Source organism: Pseudomonas mangiferae (assembly GCF_007109405.1).
Classification (GTDB): domain Bacteria; phylum Pseudomonadota; class Gammaproteobacteria; order Pseudomonadales; family Pseudomonadaceae; genus Pseudomonas_T; species Pseudomonas_T mangiferae.
On the sequence record NZ_VJOY01000004.1, the window covers coordinates 1 to 23,207 of the forward strand.

Below are 23,207 nucleotides of genomic sequence, written 5' to 3' on the forward strand. Positions count from 1 at the left end.
ACTCAGCAGTGAAACGACTCTTCGCCGATGGTAGTGTGGAGCTTCTCCATGTGAGAGTAGGTCATCGTCAAGCTTCTATCCCCAAACCCCAATCCGCTCACGCGGGTTGGGGTTTGGCCTTTTGGGGCCGAAAAAAGCCGAAGCGAAGCAGTAGCGGCTGGTTTAGGCCGGGGGAGGGCTAACGCCTCGCTCACGCCTGCGGCTCCGCCCCTCCAGGAAACGCACCAGTCCCGCTTCTTCCGCCCGCAGGCCCTTGCGTGCACGCGCCTTGCGCTGGCCCCGCAGCGAACCCGCCAGGTACGCCGACAGCACCGCCGGGTGCACATAGCATCGGCGGCACACCGCGGGCGTATTGCCCAGCTGGCTCGAGACCTGGCGGATCACCTCCACTACCTCGCGCTTGGCTTGGGCTTCATCCTCCCAGGGGGCCTCGCGCAGGTAAGCCAAGGCCAGTGCGCTGCCGGCCCAGGTCCGATAGTCCTTGGCAGTGAAGTATTGAGCGGTAAGGGGCGGGGAATTCTGCCGTTTGGGCGAGGCCTCGTCAGGCAGGTCTTTGCCGGCTCTTCGGTCACTTCGCTGCGGGCATCGGCTTACCGTTTCGTAGGCAGTTAGTCTGATAGCTGCGCTACCCAGTGAACTCCACTGTTGGTCATCAAATTCCCTGAATAGGGCTGCCGACTAAGCAACGTGTGGCAGTTACATAGCTCGAGCGAAAATAAATTCTTAGGTTTATGGCAATAACCATAAGCTGTTTTCCGACAGCTTCATGTTTCTTAAAACTGCTCCGCACTACGAGCTATATAAAGTTCTTACTTGCTACTTCTGATTCAAGGAGGCTGCGGCGCAACGGCAGCATCACTGATGCCGGGCCAATATGGAGGCGCTGTAGCGCTTATAAAGGTGCTCGCATGTCGCCGTAGGGAATGACTACTCGCCGCGATACCGAGCCAAATCTGGGCCAACTAAATGCCGCGTTTGTGGCAACCGAAACTTGAGTCTCCATATAGGCCTAGGAGTCCGCACAGTGCGGGTTCCATTACGCCACCGCTACTGCTTTTCCCCCAATTACCTAAGTGACCCCGCTCACTCCCTCCTCAGGCCCTCAACACTGCCTCAAACGCTCCAGATAGGCGCAGAACATATCGGCCATGGCGTTCGAATACGCTTCGATCTCCGACGGCGTTCGAGGTGTTTCCGAGAAGTGTTTTCCTGCGGCGCTCAGCGTCGTGAGGATCAGTTCACTGGCGAGGCCGCAGGTCGATTCGGTGGCAGCCGGTAGCACTTCCCGAATGAAAGCCAGGAACGCATCCTGCGCGGCTTCGCGGGCCTCCTGGGCTTCGGGGGCATTGCGATAGAAGGGGGCGGCGTCGCTGAGGGCAGTGCGCATCTGTGCTTCATCGCATTCCGAATGGACGAATGTAATCACCAGTGAGCGCAGCCGATCGAGCGGCGGCGTTCGGCTGTCCTCGATGATGCCGCGCAGTAGTTCGCTGGTCTGTCGCCACTCGTCATGCTGGAGGCGAAACAAGACTGCCGCCTTGTTGGGAAAGTACTGGTACAGCGATCCCACGCTCACGCCTGCCTTCTCGGCCACGCGCGCCATGGTGAAGCGCTGGGCGCCTTCCTTCGCCAGAACCTGAACAGCGGCTTGCAGCACATCCTCCACGAGGCGGGTCGAGCGGGCCTGCTGGGGCAGTTTTCGCGAGGAAATCAAGGGAGAGCGGGAAGAGGTCATGGAGGCATACCAATGCGAATAGTGAAACCTGAAGGATTCGTCGTATTTTGGTCCGGTGCGTTCGATCGCTCAACCCTACCGGAGGATGACCATGACCACGTTGACCACTACCCCGCTCGCGCAATTGCTGGACCGACTGTTCGAGGACGCCGAGGCGGCCTCGCCGGCCGCGAGCCCTGCCCTTGCCGAGTTCTCTTCCGAGGAGCGGGTACGCCTGATGCGCAGCAAGACCGACTACGTCGAGCTGTATGGGCTCTTGAAGGACCTGCCCCTCCCGGTTTCCCGGGAGACGGGCACGCTGCTGTACATGCTGGCGCGCAGCAGCGGAGCGCGATCCATCGTGGAGTTCGGTACCTCGTTCGGCATCTCGACCCTGCACCTGGCAGCCGCCCTGCGGGATAACGGGGGCGGTCGGCTGATCACCAGCGAGTTCGAGCCGTCGAAGATTGCCCGGGCCCGGGAAAACCTGGCGGCAGGTGGCGTCGACGATCTGGTAGAACTCCGCGAAGGGGACGCCCTGCAGACCCTGGCCGCAGACCTGCCCGAAACCGTCGACCTGGTGTTGCTGGACGGTGCCAAGGCGCTGTACCCGGAGATCCTGGCCCGGGTCGAGAGTCGCCTGAGACCGGGCGCGTTCGTCGTTGCGGATAACGCCGACGAGAGTCCCGAGTACCTGGCCTACGTGCGCGCGCCGGAAAACGGCTACCTGTCCATCCCGTTCGACGAGGACGTCGAGTTGTCCATGCGGGTGCGCTGAGGCCTGTGGCCCGCCCCTGGCGGGCCGGCAAACCTGCCGGGCACTGGCTTGCAAGGCTCGACCAGGCAGCCAGCGTCCGGAGACAAATGCAAGCGGAGGTCGAAGCACTCCACACGGCATTTCGGACCCTCTGCGCTCCGGTCCTTCCCTGACCTCCCAGCAAGGCCCGCAAAGCCGAATGGCTCCGGCTACATCCTCCGCCCGCACCTCCCCGCGCAAGCCCAGGCAAAAATCCATCGCCACTTTTTCCTGAACCGCTGTCGAACGGGAGGATGGCGTTTTGGCTTTCCTCTAGAATGGCACCCTTACCCAGATGAGCCACCGTATGCCTGATTCGCTCGAGTCTCGCCCGTTGTCGGCGTTGCCCCTGGAAGAGCTGCTTGCCTGCCACGAATGCGACCTGCTGATGCGCCGCCCGAGCCTGGGCGAGGAGCAGAAGGCCTGCTGCCCCCGCTGTGGCTACGAGCTGGTGGTGCACCGGGCCCACATGGTGCGGCGCTCCCTGGCGTTGGTGATCACCGCCCTGCTGCTGTACGTTCCCGCGAATTTCCTGCCCATCATGCGCCTCACCTTGCTCGGCCAGACCACCCACGACACGGTATGGAGCGGCGTGGTGGGCCTCTACGAGACCGGCATGAGAACCGTCGCCGCCCTGGTCCTGCTGTGCAGCATGGTCATTCCGCTGCTGAAGCTGCTGTGCCAGTTGGTGGTGCTGCTGTGCATCCGCCACGGCGTGGCCCGGCGCACCGGCATCCTGTTCTACCGCGTGTACCACCGGTTGCGGGAGTGGGGGATGCTGGAGGTGTACCTGATGGGCATCCTGGTGGCCATCGTCAAGCTGATCGACATGGCGGAGCTGCACGTGGGCGTGGGGCTGGCCTGTTTCATCGGCCTGCTGCTGGCCCAGGTCTGGCTGGAGGTGACCATGTCCTCCCATCAGGTCTGGGATGCGCTGGAGGGGGACGCCGATGCGTGCGCTTGACGCCGGCATCCTGGTCTGCGGCGAATGCCACCAGTTGAACCGCCAGGGGGAGGGCGGCTCGCCCCAGCAATGCAGCCGCTGCGGCTCCCGCCTGCACCCGCGGCGTCCCGATAGCATCGTCCGCACCTGGGCGCTGCTGCTGACCGCCACCATCCTCTATATCCCGGCGAACGTACTGCCCATCATGACCGTGAACTACCTGGGCAAGGGTTCGCCATCCACCATTCTGGGTGGGGTGCTCGACCTGATGCAGGCGGGCATGGTACCGGTGGCCCTGGTGGTGTTCGTCGCCAGCATCCTGGTGCCCACCTTCAAGCTGATCGGCCTGTCGATGCTGCTGTATTCGATCCAGCGCCACCAGCGGCTGTCCGCCCGCCAGCGCATCGTCATGTACCGCTTCATCGAATGGATCGGTCGCTGGTCGATGCTGGACATCTTCGTCATCGCCATCCTGGTGGCGGTGGTGAGCTTCGGCAACCTGGCCAATGTCAGCGCCAATGCCGGCGCCGCGGCCTTCGCCTCGGTGGTGGTGATCACCATGATCGCCGCCGTCACGTTCGATCCCCGTCTCATCTGGGACAACACCGATATGGAAAACGAGCATGCCTGAGTTGCCCTCTCCCGTTACCCGCAAGACCTCCAACTGGTCGGCGATCTGGATCCTGCCGCTGATCGCCCTGGCCATCGGCGGCTGGCTGGGCTGGAAGGCCCTGAGCGAGGCCGGCACCACCATCGAGATCAGCTTCGAGAACGGTGAGGGCATCCAGGTCGACAAGACCCAGGTGATGTACAAGGGCATCCAGATAGGCAAGGTCACCGACCTGCACGTCAGCGACGACATCCAGGGGGTGGTCGCGACCGTCGACGTACGCAAGGAGGCGGAGCCCTACCTGAGCCAGCAGACACGCTTCTGGCTGGTGCGCCCGCGGGTGTCCATCGCCGGCGTGACCGGCCTGGAGACCCTGGTCTCCGGCAACTACATCGCCATGGACCCGGTGAAGGGCGAACCCGAACGGCGCTTCAAGGCGCTGCCCGAGCCTCCCGGCCTGTCGGATAACCTGCCCGGCCTGCACCTGACCCTGAAGGCGGAGAAGCTCGGCTCCCTGGAGCAGGGCAGCCCGGTGTACTACCGGCAGATCCAGGTGGGGCAGGTGAAGAACTATCAACTGGCGGACGACCAGCGCACCATCGAGATCAAGGTCTACATCGAGGCGCCCTACGCGCACTTGGTGCGCAAACACACGCGGTTCTGGAACGCGAGCGGCCTGGACGTGTCCGCCGGGCTGTCGGGGGTGCGCATCCGCGCCGAGTCCCTGCTCAGCATGCTGGCCGGCGGCATCGCCTTCGCCACCCCGGAACACCGCCAGGACAGCCCGCCCACCGACCCGTCGATTCCCTTCCGTCTCTACGAGGGCTTCGACGCCGCCGACAGTGGCGTACGGGTGCGCTTGCACATGACCGATGTGAGCGGCCTGAACCCGGGCAACACGCCGGTGATGTACAACGGCGTGCAGGTCGGCACCCTGCGCCGGCTGGACATGGACAAGCGCTTCACCAGCGCCACCGCCGAACTCTCCATGGACCCGCGCACCGAGGACCTGCTGGTGGAGGGCACCGAATTCTGGACGGTCAAGCCGTCCATCTCCCTGGCCGGCATCACCGGCATCGAGGCGCTGGTGAAGGGCAACTACATCGCCGTGCGCTTCGCCAAGGAGGGCGCACCGGCCCGGGAATTCACCGTCCGCGGCAAGGCGCCGCCGCTGAATACCGACGCCCCCGGCCTGCACCTGGTGCTGACCACCGACAAGCTGGGCTCCCTGGAAGTGGGCAGCGCCGTGCTGTATAAGCAGATGCGCGTGGGCACGGTGCAGAGCTACCAGCTGTCCCAGGATATGCAGCGGGTGGTGGTGGGCGTGCACATCGAGCCGACCTTCGCCAATCTGGTCAACGATTCCACACGGTTCTGGAACGCCAGCGGGGTCAGCCTCAAGGGCAACCTGTCCGGCGTGGAAGTGCGCAGCGAGTCCCTGCAGACCCTGCTCACCGGCGGTATTTCCTTCTACACCCCCAACCCCAAGGCGCCGCCCATCACCGGCATCCGCCGCTTCACCCTGTACAAGGATGAGAACGAGGCCCTGGCCAAGGGCACCCTGGTGGATATCCGGGTGGACGATGCCGACGGCCTGCGGGAGGGCACCGCGGTGCGCTTCAAGGGCCTGGAAGTGGGCAAGGTGGAGCAGGTGAGCCTGAGCGGCGACCTGGGCTCGGTGACACTGCGGGCGCGCATCTACGAGGCGGCCGATCGTATCGCTCGCAGCGGCAGCGAGTTCTGGGTGGTGAAACCGGAACTCGGGCTGGCGCGCACGGCCAACCTGGGCACCCTGGTCAGTGGCCAGTACCTGGAAGTGCGCCCCGCGCCACGACCGGGCAAGGTGCAGACCCGCTTCGACGCCCTGAAGGCGCCGCCCACCCAGGAGGCCCGCGACGAGCAAGGCCTGCGCCTGGTGTTGAGCGCCGCGCGCAAGGGTTCCCTCAAGCCGGGCGTGGCCATCACCTATCGGGAGATTCCGGTGGGCAAGGTGAGCCGGGTGGAGCTGGGCCCCACTTCGGACCGGGTGCTGGTGCACATCCTCATCGAACCGCGCTACGCGCCGCTGGTGCGCACCGGCACGCGGTTCTGGAATGCCAGCGGCATTGGTATCGACTTCGGCCTGTTCAAGGGAGCCAAGGTGCGCACTGATTCCTTCGAGGCGCTGCTGGAGGGCGGGATCGGCTTCTCCACCCCGGACAACCCCACCATGGGCGGCCCGGCTCGCCCGGGGCAGACCTTCGCGCTGTTCGACGAAGCCGAGGAAGAATGGCTGAAATGGGCGCCGAAGATCGCCCTGGACAAGCCCTGAGCCGGATGGCACTCATGCCCGCCGGGTGCCGCCGCGCGGGCTGGCGTGGGCTGGGTGGTGAAGTCTCCTGAGGCATCGGCTGGCGGCGTCGGCAGCGATCGTCGGATTTTGCGCACGCCCCCTGCGCGGCGTGTAGAGCCGGGGCCGGCTTTCCATCCGAGGCCGGCCTGCCGCGTCTCCGTATCCCGCCAACGCGAGCGAGTACTTCCTGGTAGGGGGTTGCACGGGAACGCCCGAGGGCGCGCCCGATACCTGAACTGCCGGGGATCGATGTCGAGTCAGGCGTTAAGGGGCTCTACGGCGTCCCTGAAAACCGCCGGCTTCGTTCCCTTGCGCCGATCTTGGTTGACGCGCTTGCGTCATGCCGTGCGTGACCCTCGATCCGCGCAAAAACGATCCGATCCAGGCTGCCGCGCTGACCCGTCGCATCTTGGAGAGGCTGATTGCACGGTGTCTTAAGTCGAATCAAGGATGATCGAACGCCGAACGCCGAACGCCGAACGCCGAACGCCGAACGCCGAACGCCGAACGCCGAACGCCGAACGCCGAACGCCGAACGCCGAACGCCGAACGCCGAACGCCGAACGCCCGTATCCCAGAGCGATTGTCTCGAGAGCCCGCTTGGCTAGCGTGGTCACGGAGCAGCCGTGCCGCTATCTGGCCCCGTCGACCCGGTCTAGGGAGCCCTATATGGACCCCCGTTCCCCTCCTGCCTCCAGCCCTCAGGCCGGCTCGGGCGTTTCGCTTGGGGTCGTTTCGCGGCGCCGGATGTACTTCCAGTCCGCTTCGTCGATGTAGATGCCGCTGGGGCCGCTGCCGCCCTCCAGGTCGATGGCGACGTGGGCCGACACCTGGGGCTTCACCGAGGCGAGGATCGGCACGAAGCCCAGTTGCAGGCTGGTCTCGATCAGCGCCTGCTGGTTGCGCTCGTCGATGTCCGCCGCCTCGTCCAGGTAGTAGGGCAGGCGGATGCGGCCGGCCTGCTCGCGATCCATCAGGTGCAGCAACAGGTACATGTTGGTCAGCGCCTTGATGGTCATGGTGGTGCCGTTGGACGCGGCGCCGTCGATGTCGGTGTGGATCACCGGCTGACCGCCCACCTTGGTGATCTCGAAGGCCAGCTCGAACAGGTCCTTGAGGCCCAACTGGTTGTGGTTCGCCGCCACCAGGCGCGACAGGTAGTCCTTGGCCTCCTCGTTGCGGGCGTCCTGCTCGGCGGACTGGGTCAGGTCGAACACCGACAGCGTCTCGCCTTCCTCGTACTGGCCGGCGCTGTGGATGATCTGGTCGATGTGCTTGAGCGCGTCCTTGTTGGGGGCGAGGACGATGCGGAAGCTTTCCAGGTTGGAGACCTGGCGCTTGTTGATCTCGCGGTTGAACAGCGCCAGCTGGTGTTCCAGGTTGTCGTAGTCGCTGCGGATGTTGCGCAGGGTCCGGGCGATGTCGGTGACCGCCGCGCGGCGCGCCTTGGCCAGGGTCAGCGCCTCGTCCTGGCGATGGGCGTAGGCGTTGATCAGCAGCTGCAGGCGCCGCTCCACATCGTCCTCGCTGTCGAACTTGGCCACGCCCTTGAGGCGCACCTGGGCATACAGCGCGTCGATCTGCCCGTCCACCCGTTGCAGCGCCTGCCAGCTGTCCTGATAGTCGTGAAGCAGCGGCAGCAGGTTGTCCAGGGAGTCGTCCACCGGGTCCATGAACGGCGTGCCGAAGGGCAGGTCCGCCGGGAGCAGTTGGCGGCGTCGCAGGGCATCCTCCAGGGTGCGCTCCTTGGCTTCCAGGTCGCCCAGCTGGCGACCCACCAGCTGCAGCTTCGCCGACAGCTGCTGGACCCGCTCGGTGAAGGCGTCGCTGGCGCGCTTGAGTTCGTCCTGCACCGCCTCGTGGCGGGCCAGCTGCTCCAGCTTGGCCGGCTCCTCGGCTGCCAGGGTCTGGCTGCGGCGGAAGTCCTCCAGGGCCTTCTGGGCGTCCAGCACCGCCTGGTACAGGCCTTCGGCCTGGGCCTTGCTGGCGGCGCGATCGGCGGCCACCGCCTGCTGGGTGCGCAACTGCTTCAGTTCCCGCTCCAGGCGGTCCTTCTGGTCCCGCAGGGCGGCGCGGTCGGCCAGCGCCTGCAGGGCCGGCGGCTCGATGTGGGACAGGTCAATGGACAACCCCGGCACTTCGAAACGCTCGCCGGTGAAGCGTTCCAGCACCGCCTCGACGGCCCGCACCCAGTCGTCGCCCTCGGCCTGGATGCCGTTTTCCCCGAGGGGCAGGCCGAACAGCTGGCCGTTGAACAGGCGCATCAGGCGATCCACGTCCTGCTGGGAGAACTCCTCCCGCAGCCGCGAATAGCTGTTGTTGTCGGCGTGCTCCAGCTGCTGCTTCACCGACTTCAGGCGTTTCTCCAGGTCGCTTAGGCGCTCGTGCAGGTCCTCGCTGGAGAACTGCCGGGACTGCGCCAGGGCGCCGGCCAGCTCATCGTGGGCATCCTTGGCCGCCAGCAGTTGCTGCTCCAGCACCAGGGCGTCCTCCACCAGGGCGAAGCGGTTCTTCAGCACGGCCAGTTCGCCGAGCCAGCGCTGGATGTCGCTGATCTCCCGTTCCAGGCGCATCAGCTCGGCGGTGCCGCCGCGCTGCTCGTGCTGCAGGTTGTCCTGCTCGTTGCGGTAGTGCTCGGCCTGGATCACCAGTTCCTCGCGGCGCGCCCCTGCGTAGTCCTGCCAGGTGCCCAGCAGCTGGTCCAGCAGTGGCGAAAGGCGGTGCAGCTTGCCGCGCAGCAGCTCGCGCTGGGTCACCCCGGCCGCCAGGGCCTCCACCAGCGGGCCGGCGGCCACCAGCGCCTGGTAGTCGCTCTCCATCCGCCGCACGTCGCGGAACGCCTCCTCGGTGGCGGCGATGTAGTCGACGCTGCCGGAACGCAGGCTGTGCTCGAAGGCATCGAGGAACAGCTGCTTGAGCTTGGCGGCGGTGATCTCGCGCATGTGCAGCAGGTTGATGAACAGCGCGCGGAAGGTCTTCAGGCTCTGCTCGCTGGTGGAGCGCAGCGGGATCAGGGTGAGGTCCAGGGGGATCGTCGTGTGCCCGCCCACCAGCAGGCGCCGCAGCTCCTCGGGTTTCACCTCGTAGGCCTTGATGCCGGCCTGCTCCAGGGCGTTGAACAGCTCGCGCTGGCGCAGGCAGGTGCCGTTCTGCTGGTAGTGGTCCAGGTTCAGCTCGCCGGCATAGGCGAAGAACTGGTGGCCGAAGCCGCCACCGGGGCCGCGGCCGGCCACGCCGATCACGTGGGGGCCGTGGGGCAGCATGACTTCCACCAGGATGTAGCTGGTATCCGAGGCGAAATAGAAGCGCCGCGACTGTTCCAGGCTGTACTTGCCGAAGCTCATGTCGGACATGCGCGCGAGGATCGGGAACTGCAGGGCGTTGATCGACGCGCTCTTGCCCAGGTTGTTGGCGCCGTACACGGAAAGCGGGTTTTCCAGGGGGAACAGGCCGAGGCTGTAGCCGGCGGTGTTGAGCAGGGCGAAACGGCGGATGCCGTAGCGTGGCGCGGTCATCGGGCGGTCTCCTCGCGTTCGGCGGCGATGGCGCGCGCCAGGGCATCTTCTTCGCTGTCGGGCGCGTCGTCCGTCTCGAGGCGGATCACGTCATCCTCGTCGCCGTCCTCTTCGGCCAGCACCGGTGCCGGCAGCGGCAGGTCGCTGTGCAGGGTGGCGGCCAGGTCCCGGTCCTGCTGCACCGACAGGCAGACATCGAGGAACCGGTGCATCGGCGGCAGGAAGCGGTACACGCCGTTCTCCTCGGCGGCGAAGCCGAGCTGGGTGAGGCGCCGCAGGATCTTTTCCTCCAGTTCTTCCTGGCTCAGCACCTCGGCCTGGATGAACAGGTCGCGGTACTTCTCCAGCAGCGGCGGCAGCTCGTCGCGGCCAAGGCTGCCGCCATCCAGCACCGCCAGCGGGTCGCGGCCCTGGTCGGCCAGGTGCTCGACCAGGATGAAGGTGAACAGCGCCAGGCGCTGGGCGGTCTTGTTCACCTGGGCGCCCATCTGCTCGGGCACGAAGTAGTAGAAGCCACGGGTGTCGCAGACCAGATCGAAGCCCAGCGCCTTGAACAGGGCGCGGTAGACGTCCTGCTGATTCGACAGCTGGGTGTACAGCTCCGGGTCGCGGCGGCTGACGTGGTAGCCCTTGAACAGCTCGCGGAAGATCGGCGCGAGCTGGGTGAGTTCCTTGAGATCGATGTTCATGCAGTCACTCGCGTGGCATGCGGACGGGCGAGGGCGTCCGGAATTCGGTGATGGGCGGCGTCGTTGCCGTTGGCCGTGTGGGGCCGGTGGTGGATGAAAAAGGCGTCATCCACCCTACGGATTTGGTCAGGCGAGGCGTGGATAGCGCTGTTTATGGCTACCGCGTGGGTCTGTTGGTGGATGAAGAAGGCGTCATCCACCCTACGGATTTGGTCAGGCAAGGCGTGGATAGCGCTGTTTATGGCTACCGCGTGGGTCTGTTGGTGGATGAAGAAGGCGTCATCCACCCTACGGATTTGGTCAGGCGAGGCGTGGATGGCGCTGTTTCTAGCCACCACGTGGGGCCGGTGGTGGACGAAAAGAGCGTCATCCACCCTACGGTTTTGGTCGGGTGTAGGGTGGACGGCGCTTTTCCCGTCCACCGGGCGGTGGCGGAGCGGGACGCAAGAAGCCCCGTCCGCCTCACATGCTGCATTAGCCTCACCCATGGGCGTTGGCCAGCAGGGCGAAAGAGCTGAGGCTGACCTGGTGTTCGGCGGTCAGGTAGTCGCGGCGCTCCAGGCGTTCGCGCTGGAAGCGGCCATCCCGGGACAGGCGGGAGAACCAGTAGAGCAGCTCGTCGGTGGCGCCCTCCGGCTCCTGCTCCAGCAGCCAGAGCATCAGGTCCGGCAGCGGCAGGGCCTGCTCGCAGCGCTCCAGCATTTCCCGGGCGGTGCGGGGCGCCCGCGGCGGCTCGCCCGTGCGGGTGCCACTGGCCCGGGGGAAGCGCGCTGGCTTCGGTTCGAAGCGAGCCAGGGCATAGACGTAGGCCTCCACCTGGGAGGCGCTGCCGAGGAAGGTGCTCTGGGGCCGGCTGAACAGCGGCAGCGAGGCCTGGGGCACGGCGTCCAGGCCCTTCTTGCGGATGGTTGCCAGGGCCAGGGCGGCGCCGCGGGTCACCGCGTTGTGGCGGCGGGCTTCCTCCCGCAGCGGCAGCAGCAGTTCCCGGGCCCGGCGCAGGGTCAGCTGGGCGGTGGTCTGCATCTCCAGGATGCGTGCATGGGTGCGCAGCAGCAGGTCGTCGTCCACCAGGTGGCCGAGGCGCTGCTGTTCCCCCAGCAGGCGCAGCAGCACCTGCTCGACGCGCCGCACACCTTGCTCGAATGCGCCATCGGCGGCCACCAGCTGGATCATCGGCTCGACGTACTCGTCCCAGGTGGCCAGCACCTCGGCGTAGCGCTGGCGCAGGGGGATCTGCCGGTCGCTGGTCTTGGCCCGCTCGGCCACCGCCACCAGGGCTTGCTCGTCGTTGGCAAGCTTCTTCAGCACGTCGCGCACGCGCATGTCCAGGAGCCGCAGCTGGCGCGCCAGGTCGTTGCCGTCGCGCACCTCGAAGGCGTCCTGGATGTAACCCGCCAGGCGTTCCAGGTGGCGCAGGTAGGCCTCGATCTCCAGGCACAAGCCGAGGCGATGCTCACGGCGCAGGTAGGCCAGGAAGTCGTGGATCTGGGCGTTCAGCTCGAAGCGGTTCGGGCTCTTGGCCACCGGCACCAGGATGTCCAGGCGGATCCACTGGTCGAGCAGGGCGGTGATGTCGGTGGCGGTGCCTTCGGGCAGTTGCGCGGCGAGCTGGCCACGCAGTTCGCCGAGGCTCAGGGTGCCGGCATCGAAGCGTTCGCAGAGGGGTTCGAGCAGGGTCCAGTGCTCGGCAAGGGCGCGCAGGACGCGCTTGGGTTCGATCATCGGGGCCGGGCCGCATCGTCAGAAAAAATGAGCCGGCGATTGTACTGCACCGGGGCCCGTTCGCCGCGTTTCCCGTCGGCGCGGGTGACCAAACACGGCAGTTTGCGCCCGCCACCCACCCGGCCCGCGGGCCCGTTTCCCTTGAACCCCCGTCGGGACGCTGGCATGCTTCCTGCCTGGGTGTTCGGTCAACTTTCCCACGGCGTCTCGACATGTCCTCCGATCCAGCCGATTACGCCGAGGCCCGCTGGGCCGAACTGCAGCTCCAGAACGACCTGGACTGGGACCTGGACGCCATCACCGACCGGCGCGAGGCCATCGCCTTCCTGCAGCGCTTCGAGAACCGTCTCTGCATCTACTCCGGCTACGTGGAGAAGCTCTACAGCAACTACAGCCTGGTGGTGCCCGAGGAAGACCACGGCGGCATCACCATCCTCCCCGCCGAGCAGGCCTGGCACGACACCTTCCAGAACATCCCCACCGACGCGGTGCAGCCCACCGGCATCCACATCCTCCCGGGGGAGACCCTGGGCCACCACGGCCTGTACCTGAAGATCCCCGGCGACCACCCCCTGGCGGCGTCCCGCGAGCTGCCGTTCCAGGAGGGCCTCAAGCTGCTGATCCAGCGCTACCAGGCGCGCGAGGACAGCTTCCTGCCGGTGCTGACCAAGGGCGACCTGCGGGAGTACGAGGCGCGCATGCCTTCGCTGCACCTGCACCGCATCGTGGCATCCCGCCTGAGCCGACTTTCGCAGCTGGAGATCAACGCCATCAAGGGCGTCATCGCCGACCACCTCATCGGGTTGTTCCGCCGCGGCTGACGCCGTGCCCGGCCGCGCCTTTTCCCGGGCGGCGGTTTTCGTCCACAATGCCGGCCTGCGAAGCCGGTCCGCCGGCGAAACCCATCCACCCAGGGTCGCCCCTTGATCGAAGAGTCCCGTCGCCGCGCCTACCTCGATGCCATGCAGGTGACCACCTGGCTGCCGCGGGTGGCGCTGCCGTTCGCCGCGCCGTCGCGTCCCGCCCTGCTGGCACTGCCGCCCGCCGCGGCCGACCATCCAGCGCCCGCCGCGCGGGCGGTCGGCGAGCGTGGTGTGGCCGCGCCGAACCGGCCCGCGCCGGCGAATAGCCCGCCGGCGGAAGCCGCTCCCGTCGAGCCCCGATCCCTGGCGGCCCAATCCACGGCGGCTCACGCCGACGAAACCCGGTCAGGCACGGCGCCGGCCGCCGCGGCGCGGCCCGCCCTGGATGCCTTGCGGTCGGCGCCCAAGCCGGTGGAAGTGCCCGTCGAAGACACGCCCCAGGCCGCCGCGCCGGTCCGCGTGGCGCCGCCGCGCTTCGCCCTGCAACTGCTGCGGGCCGGCGCTTGCCTGCTGCTGGTGGAACTGCCCACCGGCGAAGGCTTCCAGAGCCGCGACCCGGCGTACCTGCTGCTCAAGGACCTGCTGCGCGCCGCCGGCCTGCCGGACAGCCCGCAGCTGCTGGGCGAGCCGGTGCGCTGGCCGCTGCTCGCCGGTGGCAACCTGGACCAGGGCCCCGGGGCCGCCCGGGACTTCGTCCAGGGGTTCCTCGCCGCGCGCATGGAGGAGGCGCCCTGCGCCTGCCTGTGGCTGGTGGGGCTGCCGGCGATCCGCTATGCCAGCGAGGCGGACGCGGACGCCTATGACCGCGAGGTGCCGGTGGACGGCCTCGGGGTCGCCTGGGCGCTGCCGGGCCTGGAGACCCTGATGGACGAGCCGGCGCGCAAGGCCAGCCTGTGGCACGCCATGCGCCGCGTCCGCCGCCGCTGGCTGATGGAATCGGTGGCCGGGCCGGACGCGGACAAGGACCCGGCATGAGCGACCTGCGTTTCCAGCCCATGAGCGAGGCGCTGCTGGACGGCGTGATGGAGATCGAGCAGTCGGCCTTCAGCCATCCGTGGAGCCGTGCCCTGTACCTCGATGGTCTGAAGAGCTACGACTGCTGGGTGATGTTCGAGGGCGAGCGGCAGGTGGGGCACGGGGTGATCCAGGTGATCATCGACGAGGCCCACCTGCTGAACATCACCGTGAGGCCCGATTGCCAGGGCCGCGGCCTCGGCCTGAGCCTGCTGGAGCACCTGATGCGCCGCGCCTACGCCCGCAATGCCCGGGAGTGCTTCCTCGAAGTGCGTGCCAGCAACCAGCACGCCTACCGGCTCTACGAGCGCTACGGCTTCAACGAGATCGGCCGCCGCCGCGACTATTACCCGGCCGCCGGTGGCCGCGAAGACGCCCTGGTGATGGCCTGCACGCTGCTGGAGTGAACGGGCGCCTCTCCGAAGCCTGCCGTCGATCCCTGCCGGCCCCGAGCCTGCGCTGAATCCTTCTGCCAGCGGGGTATATGCACGGTGATCGGTGATCGAGGCAGGGGCTTGTGTGCCTCGTCTAGCTTGCCGCTCAACGAGGTCGACCGCCGACCTGCTCCCTGCTCTGATCCAGCGGTAGTAAGAAAGCCTATTGATTGAGTGTCTGCTGCTGGCGTGAGCCGGTTTAGCCTTCATCCGGTCCGTGTGCCTACGCTGGAGAGCGAGCGGTTACCGTTGCTGGTACTCGCCTGGTGCCCGCCATGAATGGCTCAGCAAATGCCCAATCCCACCAAGGCCCGCACGAGATCAACCCATGCGCGCGACTGCTATCCACCCATGGAGTCGTGAAGATGGGCGAGGGCGACCTGTACGTGGCTGGCATGAGCGGGCTCTTCCGTTCCCGGTCTAGCGCAGACAAAAGAACGGGCGGCTACCGATGAAGGCCGCCGCCCGTAGGGCTCGTCGCGAACGAGACGCTGGCGTCCCGCCGCGGACAGGTCAGGATGCGTCCGGCTTGCGGTAACGCGCCGAATCCAGCGGGTCGTCCCGGGCCAGCTCTTCTTCGTCCAGGCCGACGCCTCCGCCGATGGCATCCTCGTCCACCACGCTCAGGTCCTTGTCGGCTGGCTTGCCGTGACCGTGCTCGTGGGGGGAGCGAGCGCCGTCCTCGCGGATCAGGGTTTCCGGGCTGAGGTCGTCGTCGGTGGGCTGGTGGTCGTCGGTGGAGCCGCCGGTGAGGCCGGCTTCCCGCAGCCGGCGCGGCGGGAATTCTTCCATCACATCGCTCAGCGGACGTTCGTCGCCAATGCGGCCACGGCTCTCGTCATCGGGGAAATCCAGGGGTTCCACGGCGCCCATGCGGTCTTCGTTGTCGTCGATGGGCAGCGGCGTCTTCGGGGGGAGTGGCTTGTTCATCACGGGCACCTCGCAGTAGGGGTCTCTGTTGGGTTGACTGGCCCGCCGGTGGAAAGATTCCCCCGCGCTGCCGAGCGTCGTGGCCCCCTGGAGAGCGGCGTCCGGAAACGCCGCGGTGACTCATCCGGAGGCCGCGGAGTCATACCCCGAGCACCGGCCGGTGCGCCAGACGAGGAGCGGTACCCATGAGCGACCTGCAGCAGCTGTTCGACAACAACGCCCGTTGGGCCGAGGCGATCAAGCAGGAGGACCCGGACTTCTTCGAGAAGCTGGCGCGCCAGCAGGTCCCGGAATACCTGTGGATCGGCTGCTCCGACGCCCGGGTGCCGGCCAACGAGATCGTCGGCATGCTCCCCGGCGACCTGTTCGTGCACCGCAACGTGGCCAACGTGGTGCTGCACACCGACCTCAACTGCCTGTCGGTGATCCAGTACGCGGTGGACGTGCTCAAGGTGAAGCACATCCTGGTGACCGGCCACTATGGCTGCGGCGGCGTGCGTGCGGCCATGCGCGACGGCCAGCTCGGCCTGATCGACGGCTGGCTGCGGACCATCCGCGACCTCTACTACGAGCAGCGCGAGCACCTGGCGCAGTTCGCCAGCGAAGACGAGCGGGTGGACCGCCTGTGCGAGCTCAACGTGATCCAGCAGGTGGCCAACGTCAGCCACACCACCATCGTGCAGAACGCCTGGCACCGCGGCCAGAGCCTGTCGGTGCACGGCTGCATCTACGGCATCAAGGACGGCCTGTGGAAGAACCTCAACGTCACCGTCAGCGGCATGGACCAGGTGCCGCCGCAGTACCGCCTGCGTCCCCTGGCGCAACCCTGACGTGGCGCCGTCGCCGTTCGGCGGGCGCGAGGCGCCAGCCTGGGCCGGGCTGCTGCTGGCCAACCTGTTCTGGGCCGGCAACGCCCTGGTGGCGCGGGCGGTGGCGGGCCAGATGCCGCCGTTCGCCCTGGCCTTCTGGCGCTGGAGCCTCGCCCTGGCGCTGTTGCTGCCCTTCGTCATCCGCCCGCTCTGGCAACGCCGCGATGCCTTGCGCCGGGCCGGCTGGCGCCTGCCGCTGGTAGCCGCCTTCGGCATCTCCGGCTACAACACCTTCCTCTACAGCGCCGCCCACAGCACCGTGGCCATCAACATCACCCTGCTCAACACCTGCGTGCCCCTGGCCACCGCCCTGGGCGCCGGGCTGTTGTTCCGGCAGTGGCCGACCCGTCGTGGCTGGCTCGGCATGGGGCTGGCGATGCTGGGGCTGCTCTGGCTGATCGGCCGTGGCGACCGGCGAGTACTGGCGCAGCTGTCCTTCAACCCCGGCGACCTGCTGATGCTGGTGGCGGTGCTGGACTGGGCGCTGTACACCCTGCTGCTGCGCCGTTGGTCGCCGTGCTTCGAGCTGCCGCCCCTGGCGCTGCTGGGGGCACTGATGAGCTACGGGCTGCTGATGCTGCTGCCGCTGTACCTGTACGAGTGGGCTGGCGGGACGACCTTCGCGCCATCGGCCGGCAACCTCGGCGCCATCGCCTACACCGCCACCTGCGCCTCGCTGCTGGCCTACCTCGCCTGGAACCACGGGGTGCGGGTCCTGGGCGCGGCCCGGGCGAGCCTGAGCAACTACCTGATGCCGGTGTTCGCCGCGTTGCTGGCCTGGTCGCTGCTGGGGGAAGGGCTGCGCGCCCATCACTGGGTGGGCGGCGGGCTGATCTTCGCCGGCGTGCTGCTGGCGACCTGGCCACGGCGCACGACGCTCACCAGCCAGGCCGGGTAAGCGCGCGCAGGGCCTCGGCCGAGCGTTCACCGTCGAGGCCCTGGCCGGGCAGCACCGTCGGCTTGCCAGCCAGGGTGGCGGCCACCGGCACGCCATCGCGGAAGGCCACCCGGTTGCCCAGCACGGCGGGGATCTTCTCCCCCGGCAACAGGCTGCCCAGCAGGTTCAGCGGGTCCAGGGCCGACACCGTCACCAGGCTGCCGTCCGGCGCGCGTCGCCGGACCTCGCGCAAGAGTGCGAGGGCTTCCGGCAGCGCGAACTGCTCGCCGGACACGCCGTTGACGAAGCGCCCGCCGCGAATCTCGCCGCGCGCCTCCAGGCGGTGGTAGACCCGCAGCAGGTCGCGCCACGGCGGCAGGCTGTCCGGCTCGCGTTCCAGCAGCCGCCAGCAGACCACGCCGTAGCGGCGCAGCAGCACCCGGGCGACGTGCTCCAGGGCCTCGGGGTCGAGGCGCGCGCCGCGCCCGGGGGCGTTCTGCGGCGGTTCGCCGGACGGCCGCCGCAACAGTGCCCAGCGGCCGGCGTCGTCCATGCCGCCCACCAGCGGGCCGCCCCGGCTGCGGCGGGTCTGACGGGCGCGGCCGGTGGCCGGGGTGATCAAGGCGCGCAACCCGGCGAAGCCGTCGGCGCTCGCCAGGCCCACCGCCACCAGTTCGCCCAGGGCGTCTTCCAGCTCGGCGCGCAGCAGCCGCGCCTCGCCCAGCAGTTCGTCGAAGAACAGCGCCCCCTGGCGTTCCAGGGCATCCACCACCCGCTGGGCCCGGGGCGTCAGCTCCGGCGCAGTGCCGTCGCCGGTCAGGGTCTGCCAGGTGGCCAACTGGCGGCGGGGCAGCAGGGCGATGGGGGTGGAGCGGATCGGCCCGGCGCCGGCCCGCAGGCGACCACTGGGGCGGGTCCAGACGATCCGCCCGGACCGGCACAGGTCGTCCAGCCAGGTGATCCCGTAGCCTTTCAGCCGGGCCGGCAGCAGCTCGCTCTCCCAGGCGCCGGCGGCGGCCTGGAAGCCTTCCAGTTGCTCCAGCACCGCCGGCAGCGCTGCGGCGCCCTGCAGGCGGCTGGCGGCGGACAGATGCTGCCAGTCGAACAGGAAGCGCATGAAGTCGGCCCGTTCCACCGGTTCGATTTCCCGGCGCAGGCGCTTCACCGTGTAGCGATGGATGCGCGCCAGCAGATGCCGCTCGCACCATTCCTCGTCCTCGACGCCCGGGGTGAAGCGGCCTCGCAGCACGTAGCCCTTGCTCTCCAGGCGCACCAGGGACTGGGCGCAGGTGGAGGCGGGCAGGGCCAGCGGCCGGGCGATCTCCCCCAGCCGCAGCGGCCCGAAGCCCGACAGGCGCGCCCGCAGCAGCTCCACGCAGGCGTCGTCCTCGTTCCAGGGCGCGGCGTACTCCGCCGGGATGCGCAGGGGCGGGGTCGGCTCGATGCCCGGGTAGAGCGCCTGGAGCGCCGCCAGGCGCTCCGCCGCTACCCACAGTGCGGTGTCCTGGGCCACCGCCAGGCGCGTGGCGCGGCCGGCGGCGGCCAACTGGCCGAGCCACTCCAGCCAGCCGGGCTGGGACCAGGCTTCGTCCTCGCCCAGGCCCCCGAGCACCATCAGTGCTTCGTGCATTTCGTCGCGGTCACGGGCCTGGGGCCAGGCCTCGCCACGCACCGCGGCGATCGCCTCGGTGTCCAGGGCGCCCAGGTCGTCGGCCGACTCCGGATCGCTCCAGCGCCGCGCCAGCACGGCCTGGGTCCGCCGCTCCTCCAGCGGGGCGTCGTCGAGGAAGGCGTAGGGCCGTGCGCCCAGCACTTCCGCCGCCAGGGGCGAGGGGGCCGGCAGGTCGCGAGCCAGCAGCTCCACCTCGCCGGCTTCCATGCGCCGCAGCAGCGCCAGCCAGGCGTCGCAATCCATTGCCTCGTGCAGGCAGTCGTCGAGGGTCTGCCGGACCAGCGGGTGGTCGGGTACCTCCCGCTCGCCGACGATGTTCTCCAGGCACGCCACCTGGTCCGGGAATACCGTGGCCAGCAGGTCCTCGCTCTTCATCCGCTGCAACTGCGGCGCCACCTTGCGGCCGCCGGTCATGCGCGGCAAGGCGAGGGCGGTGGTGGCGTTCCAGCGCCAGCGCACGCCGAACAGCGGAGCGTCCAACAGCGCCTGGACCAGCACGTGCTCGGCGCTGTCGGCCCGCAGGTAACGCCAGACGTCCTCCAGGGCGAAGCTGTGGCTGGTGGACAGGGACAGCACGATGGCGTCCTCCGTGGCCGCCGCCTGCAGTTCGAAATTGAAGGTGCGGCAGAAGCGCTTGCGCAGGGCCAGGCCCCAGGCGCGGTTGACCCGGCTGCCATAGGGCGAGTGGATGACCAGCTGGGTGCCGCCGGACTCGTCGAAGAAGCGTTCCATCACCAGCCGGGCCTGGGTCGGCAATGCGCCCAGGGCGGCTCGCGCCCGGGCCAGGTACTCGACCATCTGCCGCGCGGCGGCGTCGTCCAGGCCCAGGGTGTCCAGCAGCCAGCGCAACGCGCCGCCCAGGGGATCGTTCGCCGGGGCCGCGGCCAGCCGCGCATCCAGCTCGGCGCGCAGGCGGGCGACGCCGGCCGACAGTTCGTCGCTGCGCCCGGGGGCCTCACCGAGCCAGAACGGGATGTTCGGCGGCTGGCCCTGGGCGTCCTCGACGCGCACCCGGCCGGGCTCGATGCGCAGGATGCGGTAGGAGGTATTGCCCAACTGGAAGACGTCGCCGGCCAGGCTTTCCACGGCGAAATCCTCGTTCACCGTGCCGATGCCGTGGCCCTGGGGCTCCAGCAGCACGCTGTAGTCGCCGCTTTCCGGGATGGTGCCGCCGCTGCTCAGGGCGGTCAGGCGGCCGCCGCGTCGCCCGCGCAGGACGCCGTTGACCGCGTCGCGGTGCAGGTAGGCGCCGCGCGGTCCGTGACGCGTGGTGTAGCCATCGGCGAGCATGTGCAGCACCTCGGCGTAGGCTTCCCGTGCCAGGTCGGCGTAGGGCTCGGCGCGGCGCAGGCAGGCGAACAGGGCCTCTTCGCTCCATTCCTGGCAGGCCACCTCGGCGACGATCTGCTGGGCCAGCACGTCCAGCGGCGCCCGGGGGATCGCCAGGGTGTCCAGTTCGCCGCGGCGCACGCAGTCCAGCAGGGCCGTGCATTCGATCAGGTCGTCCCGGGAGGAGGGGAACAGCCGCCCCTTGGGCGTGCCACCCACCTGGTGGCCGGAACGCCCGACCCGCTGCAGGAAGGCGGAGATGGAGCGCGGCGAGCCCAGCTGGCAGACCAGGTCCACGTCGCCGATGTCGATCCCCAGTTCCAGGGACGCGGTGGCGATCAGCACCCGCAGCTCGCCACGCTTCAGGCGTTGCTCGGCGTCCAGGCGCTGTTCCCGGGCCAGGCTGCCGTGGTGCGCCGCCACCGCATCGGCGCCCAGGCGTTCCGACAGGTGCCGGGCGGCGCGCTCGGCCATTCGCCGGGTGTTGACGAAGACCAGGGTGGTGCGGTGTTCCCGGGCCAGTTCCGCCAGGCGGTCGTAGACCCGCTCCCAGGCGTCGTTGGCCATCACCGCTTCCAGCGGCACCGGCGGCATCTCCAGGGCTAGGTCGCGGGGCCGGGCGTGGCCGATGTCCACCACCGCGCAGTCCGCTGGTGTGCCCTGGGCATCGCGCCCCACCAGGAACCGCGCCACCGCGTCGATGGGTTTCTGGGTCGCCGACAGGCCGATGCGCACCGGCGCGACGGCGCACAGTGCATCCAGGCGCGCCAGGCTCAGGGCCAGGTGGCTGCCGCGCTTGCCGCCGGCGATGGCGTGGATCTCATCGACGATGACGCTGCGCACCGTGGCCAACATCGCCCGGCCGCTGGCCGAGCCCAACAGCACGTAGAGGGATTCCGGGGTGGTCACCAGGATGTGCGGCGCCCGCTTGCGCATGGCCGCCCGTTCCTTCTGCGGCGTGTCGCCGGTGCGCACCGCGGTGCGGATCTCCACCGCCGGCAGGCCCTGGCGCTCCAGCTCGACGGCGATGCCGGCCAGAGGCCGCTCCAGGTTCAGGCGGATATCGTTGGACAGGGCTTTCAGGGGTGACACGTAGACCACCCGGGTCTCGTCCGGCAGGCCGCCCGCGTCGACCCCTTCGCGCACCAGCTCATCCAGGGCGGCGAGGAAGGCGGTCAGGGTCTTGCCGGACCCGGTGGGTGCCGCCACCAGGGTCGGGCGGCCGGCCTTGATCTCCGGCCAGGCCGCCACCTGGGCGGCGGTCGGTGCGGGGAAGGCGTTGGCGAACCAGGCGCCGACCGCCGGGTGGAACAGCGCGTCAGGAACACGCAGGGGAGTGGCGGCGAGGGGATCGGTCATGCCGCGAATATGGCGGCGCACCTGGGCATCCACAAGGCCGCCGGGCGGATCAGCCGCCGATCAGCAGGAGCAGCCCGGTCTTCACCAGCACCAGCCGCGCCACCAGCCAGGTGATTCCCAGGGCCACGCCGCCCAGCCACAGGCCCAGGGCGATCTGCAGGGTGAGGCGAGTGCCGCGCGCGGTCGGCACGGCATGGCGAGTGGGAACGTACTCAGGCAAGTCGTCACGTTCGGCACGGATGCCGGCGAAATCATCTCTCATGGTCAACCTCGATACAGCGGGACAACCGCGGTCAGTCTCAGACTGCGGCGAGGGTGTTGCGGTTCGCGACCGACCGGCATGCGTTCGCGCGAGGCGCCGGCGAATACGCCCGCGTGGTCCTCGTATCGTGGATCGTTCGTTCCACGCTCGTCGCGCAGCCCGAGATGCCGGCGGATCAGGCCGGCCGTGGGAACCAGCCGAAGTGCCGTTCGATACGCTCCCGGTAGGGCGTGCGGAACGAACTGGGTACCTGGCGGATGTAGGACTCCGCATGGTCACGGCGCTCCCCCTCCAGGCTCTCTAGGTAAGCGATCGCCTCGTGCTCCAGCAGCAAGCGGCCCTCCTGGTTGTCGAAGCGCGGCAGCAGCGCCGTCCACACCACGTCGTCCAGGCCGTGCTGACGGGCCCAGGCGGCGATGTCGGGATGACGCCGGTCGCCGTCCGGGCCCAGGTGCCCAATGCGTTCCGGGTGGCGCGGGTCGATCTGCTCCCGTTGCCGCAGAAATTCGCGCGCCTCGTCCAGGTTTTCTACGTGCAAGGGCGCCCAGAAGGTGGGCGCCGAGGGCGACTGCTCGCAGAGCACGATGGACAGTTCGCCGCCATCGCTGACCCGGGCGAACTCCAGGGGCAGGTTCGGCCCGTCCGGCTGCCACTCGGACGCCAAAGGCAGCGGGCCCGGCTTCCACAGCAGCGAGCCCCAGGCCAGGCAGGCGATACGGCAACCTTCGCCTCGATCATCCACGGCGTACTCCTCATAAAGTGGCGAACTGCAAGCGTTCGTTTCACTCAAGCACAGCTTCGACCGCTGCGCGTCGCCGGTTGGCGATTCGACGAGGGCTCCGGGATCACCTTGGCCAGCCAGTAGTCGAACTCCACAGCGGCGAGCAGGGCGACTATGATCAGCACGCCGCCAAGATGCCCACAGAGGACGACGCCAGGGCGAGGGCGTGATCCCGCGCCTGTCAGAGAAGCGCCCGTGATGCGATGCAGGCCCTCCAAGGGTGCTAAGAGATTGTCGGGCCGCTGGGCATCGTCCGCCTCGTCCCCCAGTTGGCCGGCATAGGCCTGGCGCGCCATCAGCCGGCCCATCCAGCCGGGCGCCACCAAGGTGCCGAGGATCGCCTTCAGGATCGGCGTGCCTTGCCAGATTACCCGAGGCGTCGTCCGTGACGCCTGCAGGATGGCGAAGGCCGCCACCTCAGGTCGGTGGATCGGCGGCACGGGCTGCGGGGGCCGGCCAGTCCGGTTGCGCGCCCAGTCGACATGGCGTCATTCAC

Annotated in this window: 18 protein-coding genes and 1 pseudogene; 9 read left to right on the forward strand and 10 right to left on the reverse strand. The window is 68.6% G+C overall.

Annotated features, from left to right (window positions below):
* Nucleotides 1-162: 162 nt before the first annotated feature.
* Together FM069_RS21810 and FM069_RS06160 are read right to left on the reverse strand one after the other, a co-directional pair.
* Nucleotides 163-507: pseudogene (locus FM069_RS21810) on the reverse strand (DNA topoisomerase IB); the annotation flags it as partial.
* A 595-nt stretch (nt 508-1,102) separates the two neighbouring features.
* A complete protein-coding gene (locus tag FM069_RS06160; protein WP_143487420.1) occupies nt 1,103-1,735 on the reverse strand; it encodes a TetR family transcriptional regulator in 633 nt (210 codons plus the stop codon).
* Between the two features lie 91 nt (nt 1,736-1,826).
* On the opposite strand from FM069_RS06160, the gene FM069_RS06165 reads away from it, so the two are divergent.
* From FM069_RS06165 to FM069_RS06180, 4 genes are all read left to right on the forward strand, one after another.
* Nucleotides 1,827-2,492, forward strand: coding sequence for an O-methyltransferase (locus FM069_RS06165; protein WP_143487421.1), 666 nt, complete (start codon nt 1,827-1,829; stop codon nt 2,490-2,492).
* A gap of 325 nt (nt 2,493-2,817) precedes the next feature.
* Complete coding sequence (locus FM069_RS06170; protein WP_143487422.1) at nt 2,818-3,474, forward strand: paraquat-inducible protein A; 657 nt, start codon at nt 2,818-2,820, stop codon at nt 3,472-3,474.
* Nucleotides 3,461-4,084 (forward strand): paraquat-inducible protein A, encoded by a 624-nt coding sequence (locus FM069_RS06175; RefSeq protein WP_143487423.1) that lies wholly within the window; start codon nt 3,461-3,463, stop codon nt 4,082-4,084. The genes FM069_RS06170 and FM069_RS06175 overlap by 14 nt, the downstream gene beginning before the upstream one ends.
* On the forward strand, nt 4,077-6,374 hold the full coding sequence (locus FM069_RS06180; RefSeq protein WP_143487424.1) for a PqiB family protein: 2,298 nt from the start codon (nt 4,077-4,079) through the stop codon (nt 6,372-6,374). Before FM069_RS06175 ends, FM069_RS06180 begins: the two co-directional genes overlap by 8 nt.
* Nucleotides 6,375-7,096: 722 nt before the next feature.
* Here the strand turns inward: FM069_RS06180 and mksF are convergent.
* From mksF to mksB, 3 genes are all read right to left on the reverse strand, one after another.
* A complete protein-coding gene (mksF, locus tag FM069_RS06190) occupies nt 7,097-9,910 on the reverse strand; it encodes an Mks condensin complex protein MksF (protein WP_143487426.1) in 2,814 nt (937 codons plus the stop codon).
* The gene (mksE, locus tag FM069_RS06195; RefSeq protein ID WP_143487427.1) at nt 9,907-10,599 is read right to left on the reverse strand and encodes an Mks condensin complex protein MksE; all 693 of its coding nucleotides are present in this window, start codon (nt 10,597-10,599) and stop codon (nt 9,907-9,909) included. The genes mksF and mksE overlap by 4 nt, the downstream gene beginning before the upstream one ends.
* Nucleotides 10,600-11,079: 480 nt before the next feature.
* A complete protein-coding gene (gene mksB / locus FM069_RS06200) occupies nt 11,080-12,321 on the reverse strand; it encodes an Mks condensin complex protein MksB (protein ID WP_143487428.1) in 1,242 nt (413 codons plus the stop codon).
* A 212-nt stretch (nt 12,322-12,533) separates the two neighbouring features.
* On the opposite strand from mksB, the gene FM069_RS06205 reads away from it, so the two are divergent.
* The 3 genes from FM069_RS06205 to rimI all read left to right on the forward strand — a co-directional run bounded on the left by FM069_RS06205 (nt 12,534) and on the right by rimI (nt 14,605).
* Nucleotides 12,534-13,142: a hypothetical protein gene (locus FM069_RS06205; RefSeq protein ID WP_143487429.1), complete on the forward strand. Its 609-nt coding sequence runs from the start codon at nt 12,534-12,536 to the stop codon at nt 13,140-13,142.
* A 102-nt stretch (nt 13,143-13,244) separates the two neighbouring features.
* The gene (locus tag FM069_RS06210) at nt 13,245-14,159 is read left to right on the forward strand and encodes an energy transducer TonB (protein ID WP_143487430.1); all 915 of its coding nucleotides are present in this window, start codon (nt 13,245-13,247) and stop codon (nt 14,157-14,159) included.
* Nucleotides 14,156-14,605 (forward strand): ribosomal protein S18-alanine N-acetyltransferase, encoded by a 450-nt coding sequence (gene rimI, locus FM069_RS06215; RefSeq protein ID WP_143487431.1) that lies wholly within the window; start codon nt 14,156-14,158, stop codon nt 14,603-14,605. The genes FM069_RS06210 and rimI overlap by 4 nt, the downstream gene beginning before the upstream one ends.
* Before the next feature lie 540 nt (nt 14,606-15,145).
* On the opposite strand, the gene FM069_RS06220 is transcribed toward rimI, so the two are convergent.
* Nucleotides 15,146-15,562, reverse strand: coding sequence for a serine kinase/phosphatase (locus FM069_RS06220; RefSeq protein ID WP_143487432.1), 417 nt, complete (start codon nt 15,560-15,562; stop codon nt 15,146-15,148).
* 185 nt (nt 15,563-15,747) lie between these two features.
* Between FM069_RS06220 and can the strand changes: the two genes are divergently transcribed.
* Together can and FM069_RS06230 are read left to right on the forward strand one after the other, a co-directional pair.
* Nucleotides 15,748-16,392 carry a carbonate dehydratase gene (can, locus tag FM069_RS06225; protein ID WP_143487433.1) on the forward strand — a complete coding sequence of 215 codons (645 nt, stop codon included), beginning with the start codon at nt 15,748-15,750 and terminating at the stop codon, nt 16,390-16,392.
* A 1-nt stretch (nt 16,393) separates the two neighbouring features.
* Nucleotides 16,394-17,329: a DMT family transporter gene (locus tag FM069_RS06230; protein ID WP_233281992.1), complete on the forward strand. Its 936-nt coding sequence runs from the start codon at nt 16,394-16,396 to the stop codon at nt 17,327-17,329.
* Here the strand turns inward: FM069_RS06230 and FM069_RS06235 are convergent.
* From FM069_RS06235 to FM069_RS06250, 4 genes are all read right to left on the reverse strand, one after another.
* Entirely contained in the window at nt 17,310-21,668 is a 4,359-nt protein-coding gene (locus tag FM069_RS06235) for a DEAD/DEAH box helicase (protein WP_143487762.1), read from the reverse strand. The two genes, FM069_RS06230 and FM069_RS06235, sit on opposite strands and share 20 nt — an antisense overlap.
* Nucleotides 21,669-21,717: 49 nt before the next feature.
* Nucleotides 21,718-21,930 carry a hypothetical protein gene (locus tag FM069_RS06240; protein WP_143487434.1) on the reverse strand — a complete coding sequence of 71 codons (213 nt, stop codon included), beginning with the start codon at nt 21,928-21,930 and terminating at the stop codon, nt 21,718-21,720.
* 175 nt (nt 21,931-22,105) lie between these two features.
* The gene (locus FM069_RS06245; RefSeq protein WP_143487435.1) at nt 22,106-22,672 is read right to left on the reverse strand and encodes a hypothetical protein; all 567 of its coding nucleotides are present in this window, start codon (nt 22,670-22,672) and stop codon (nt 22,106-22,108) included.
* Nucleotides 22,673-22,716: 44 nt separating this feature from the next.
* Entirely contained in the window at nt 22,717-23,127 is a 411-nt protein-coding gene (locus tag FM069_RS06250; RefSeq protein WP_143487436.1) for a hypothetical protein, read from the reverse strand.
* Nucleotides 23,128-23,207: the final 80 nt, after the last annotated feature.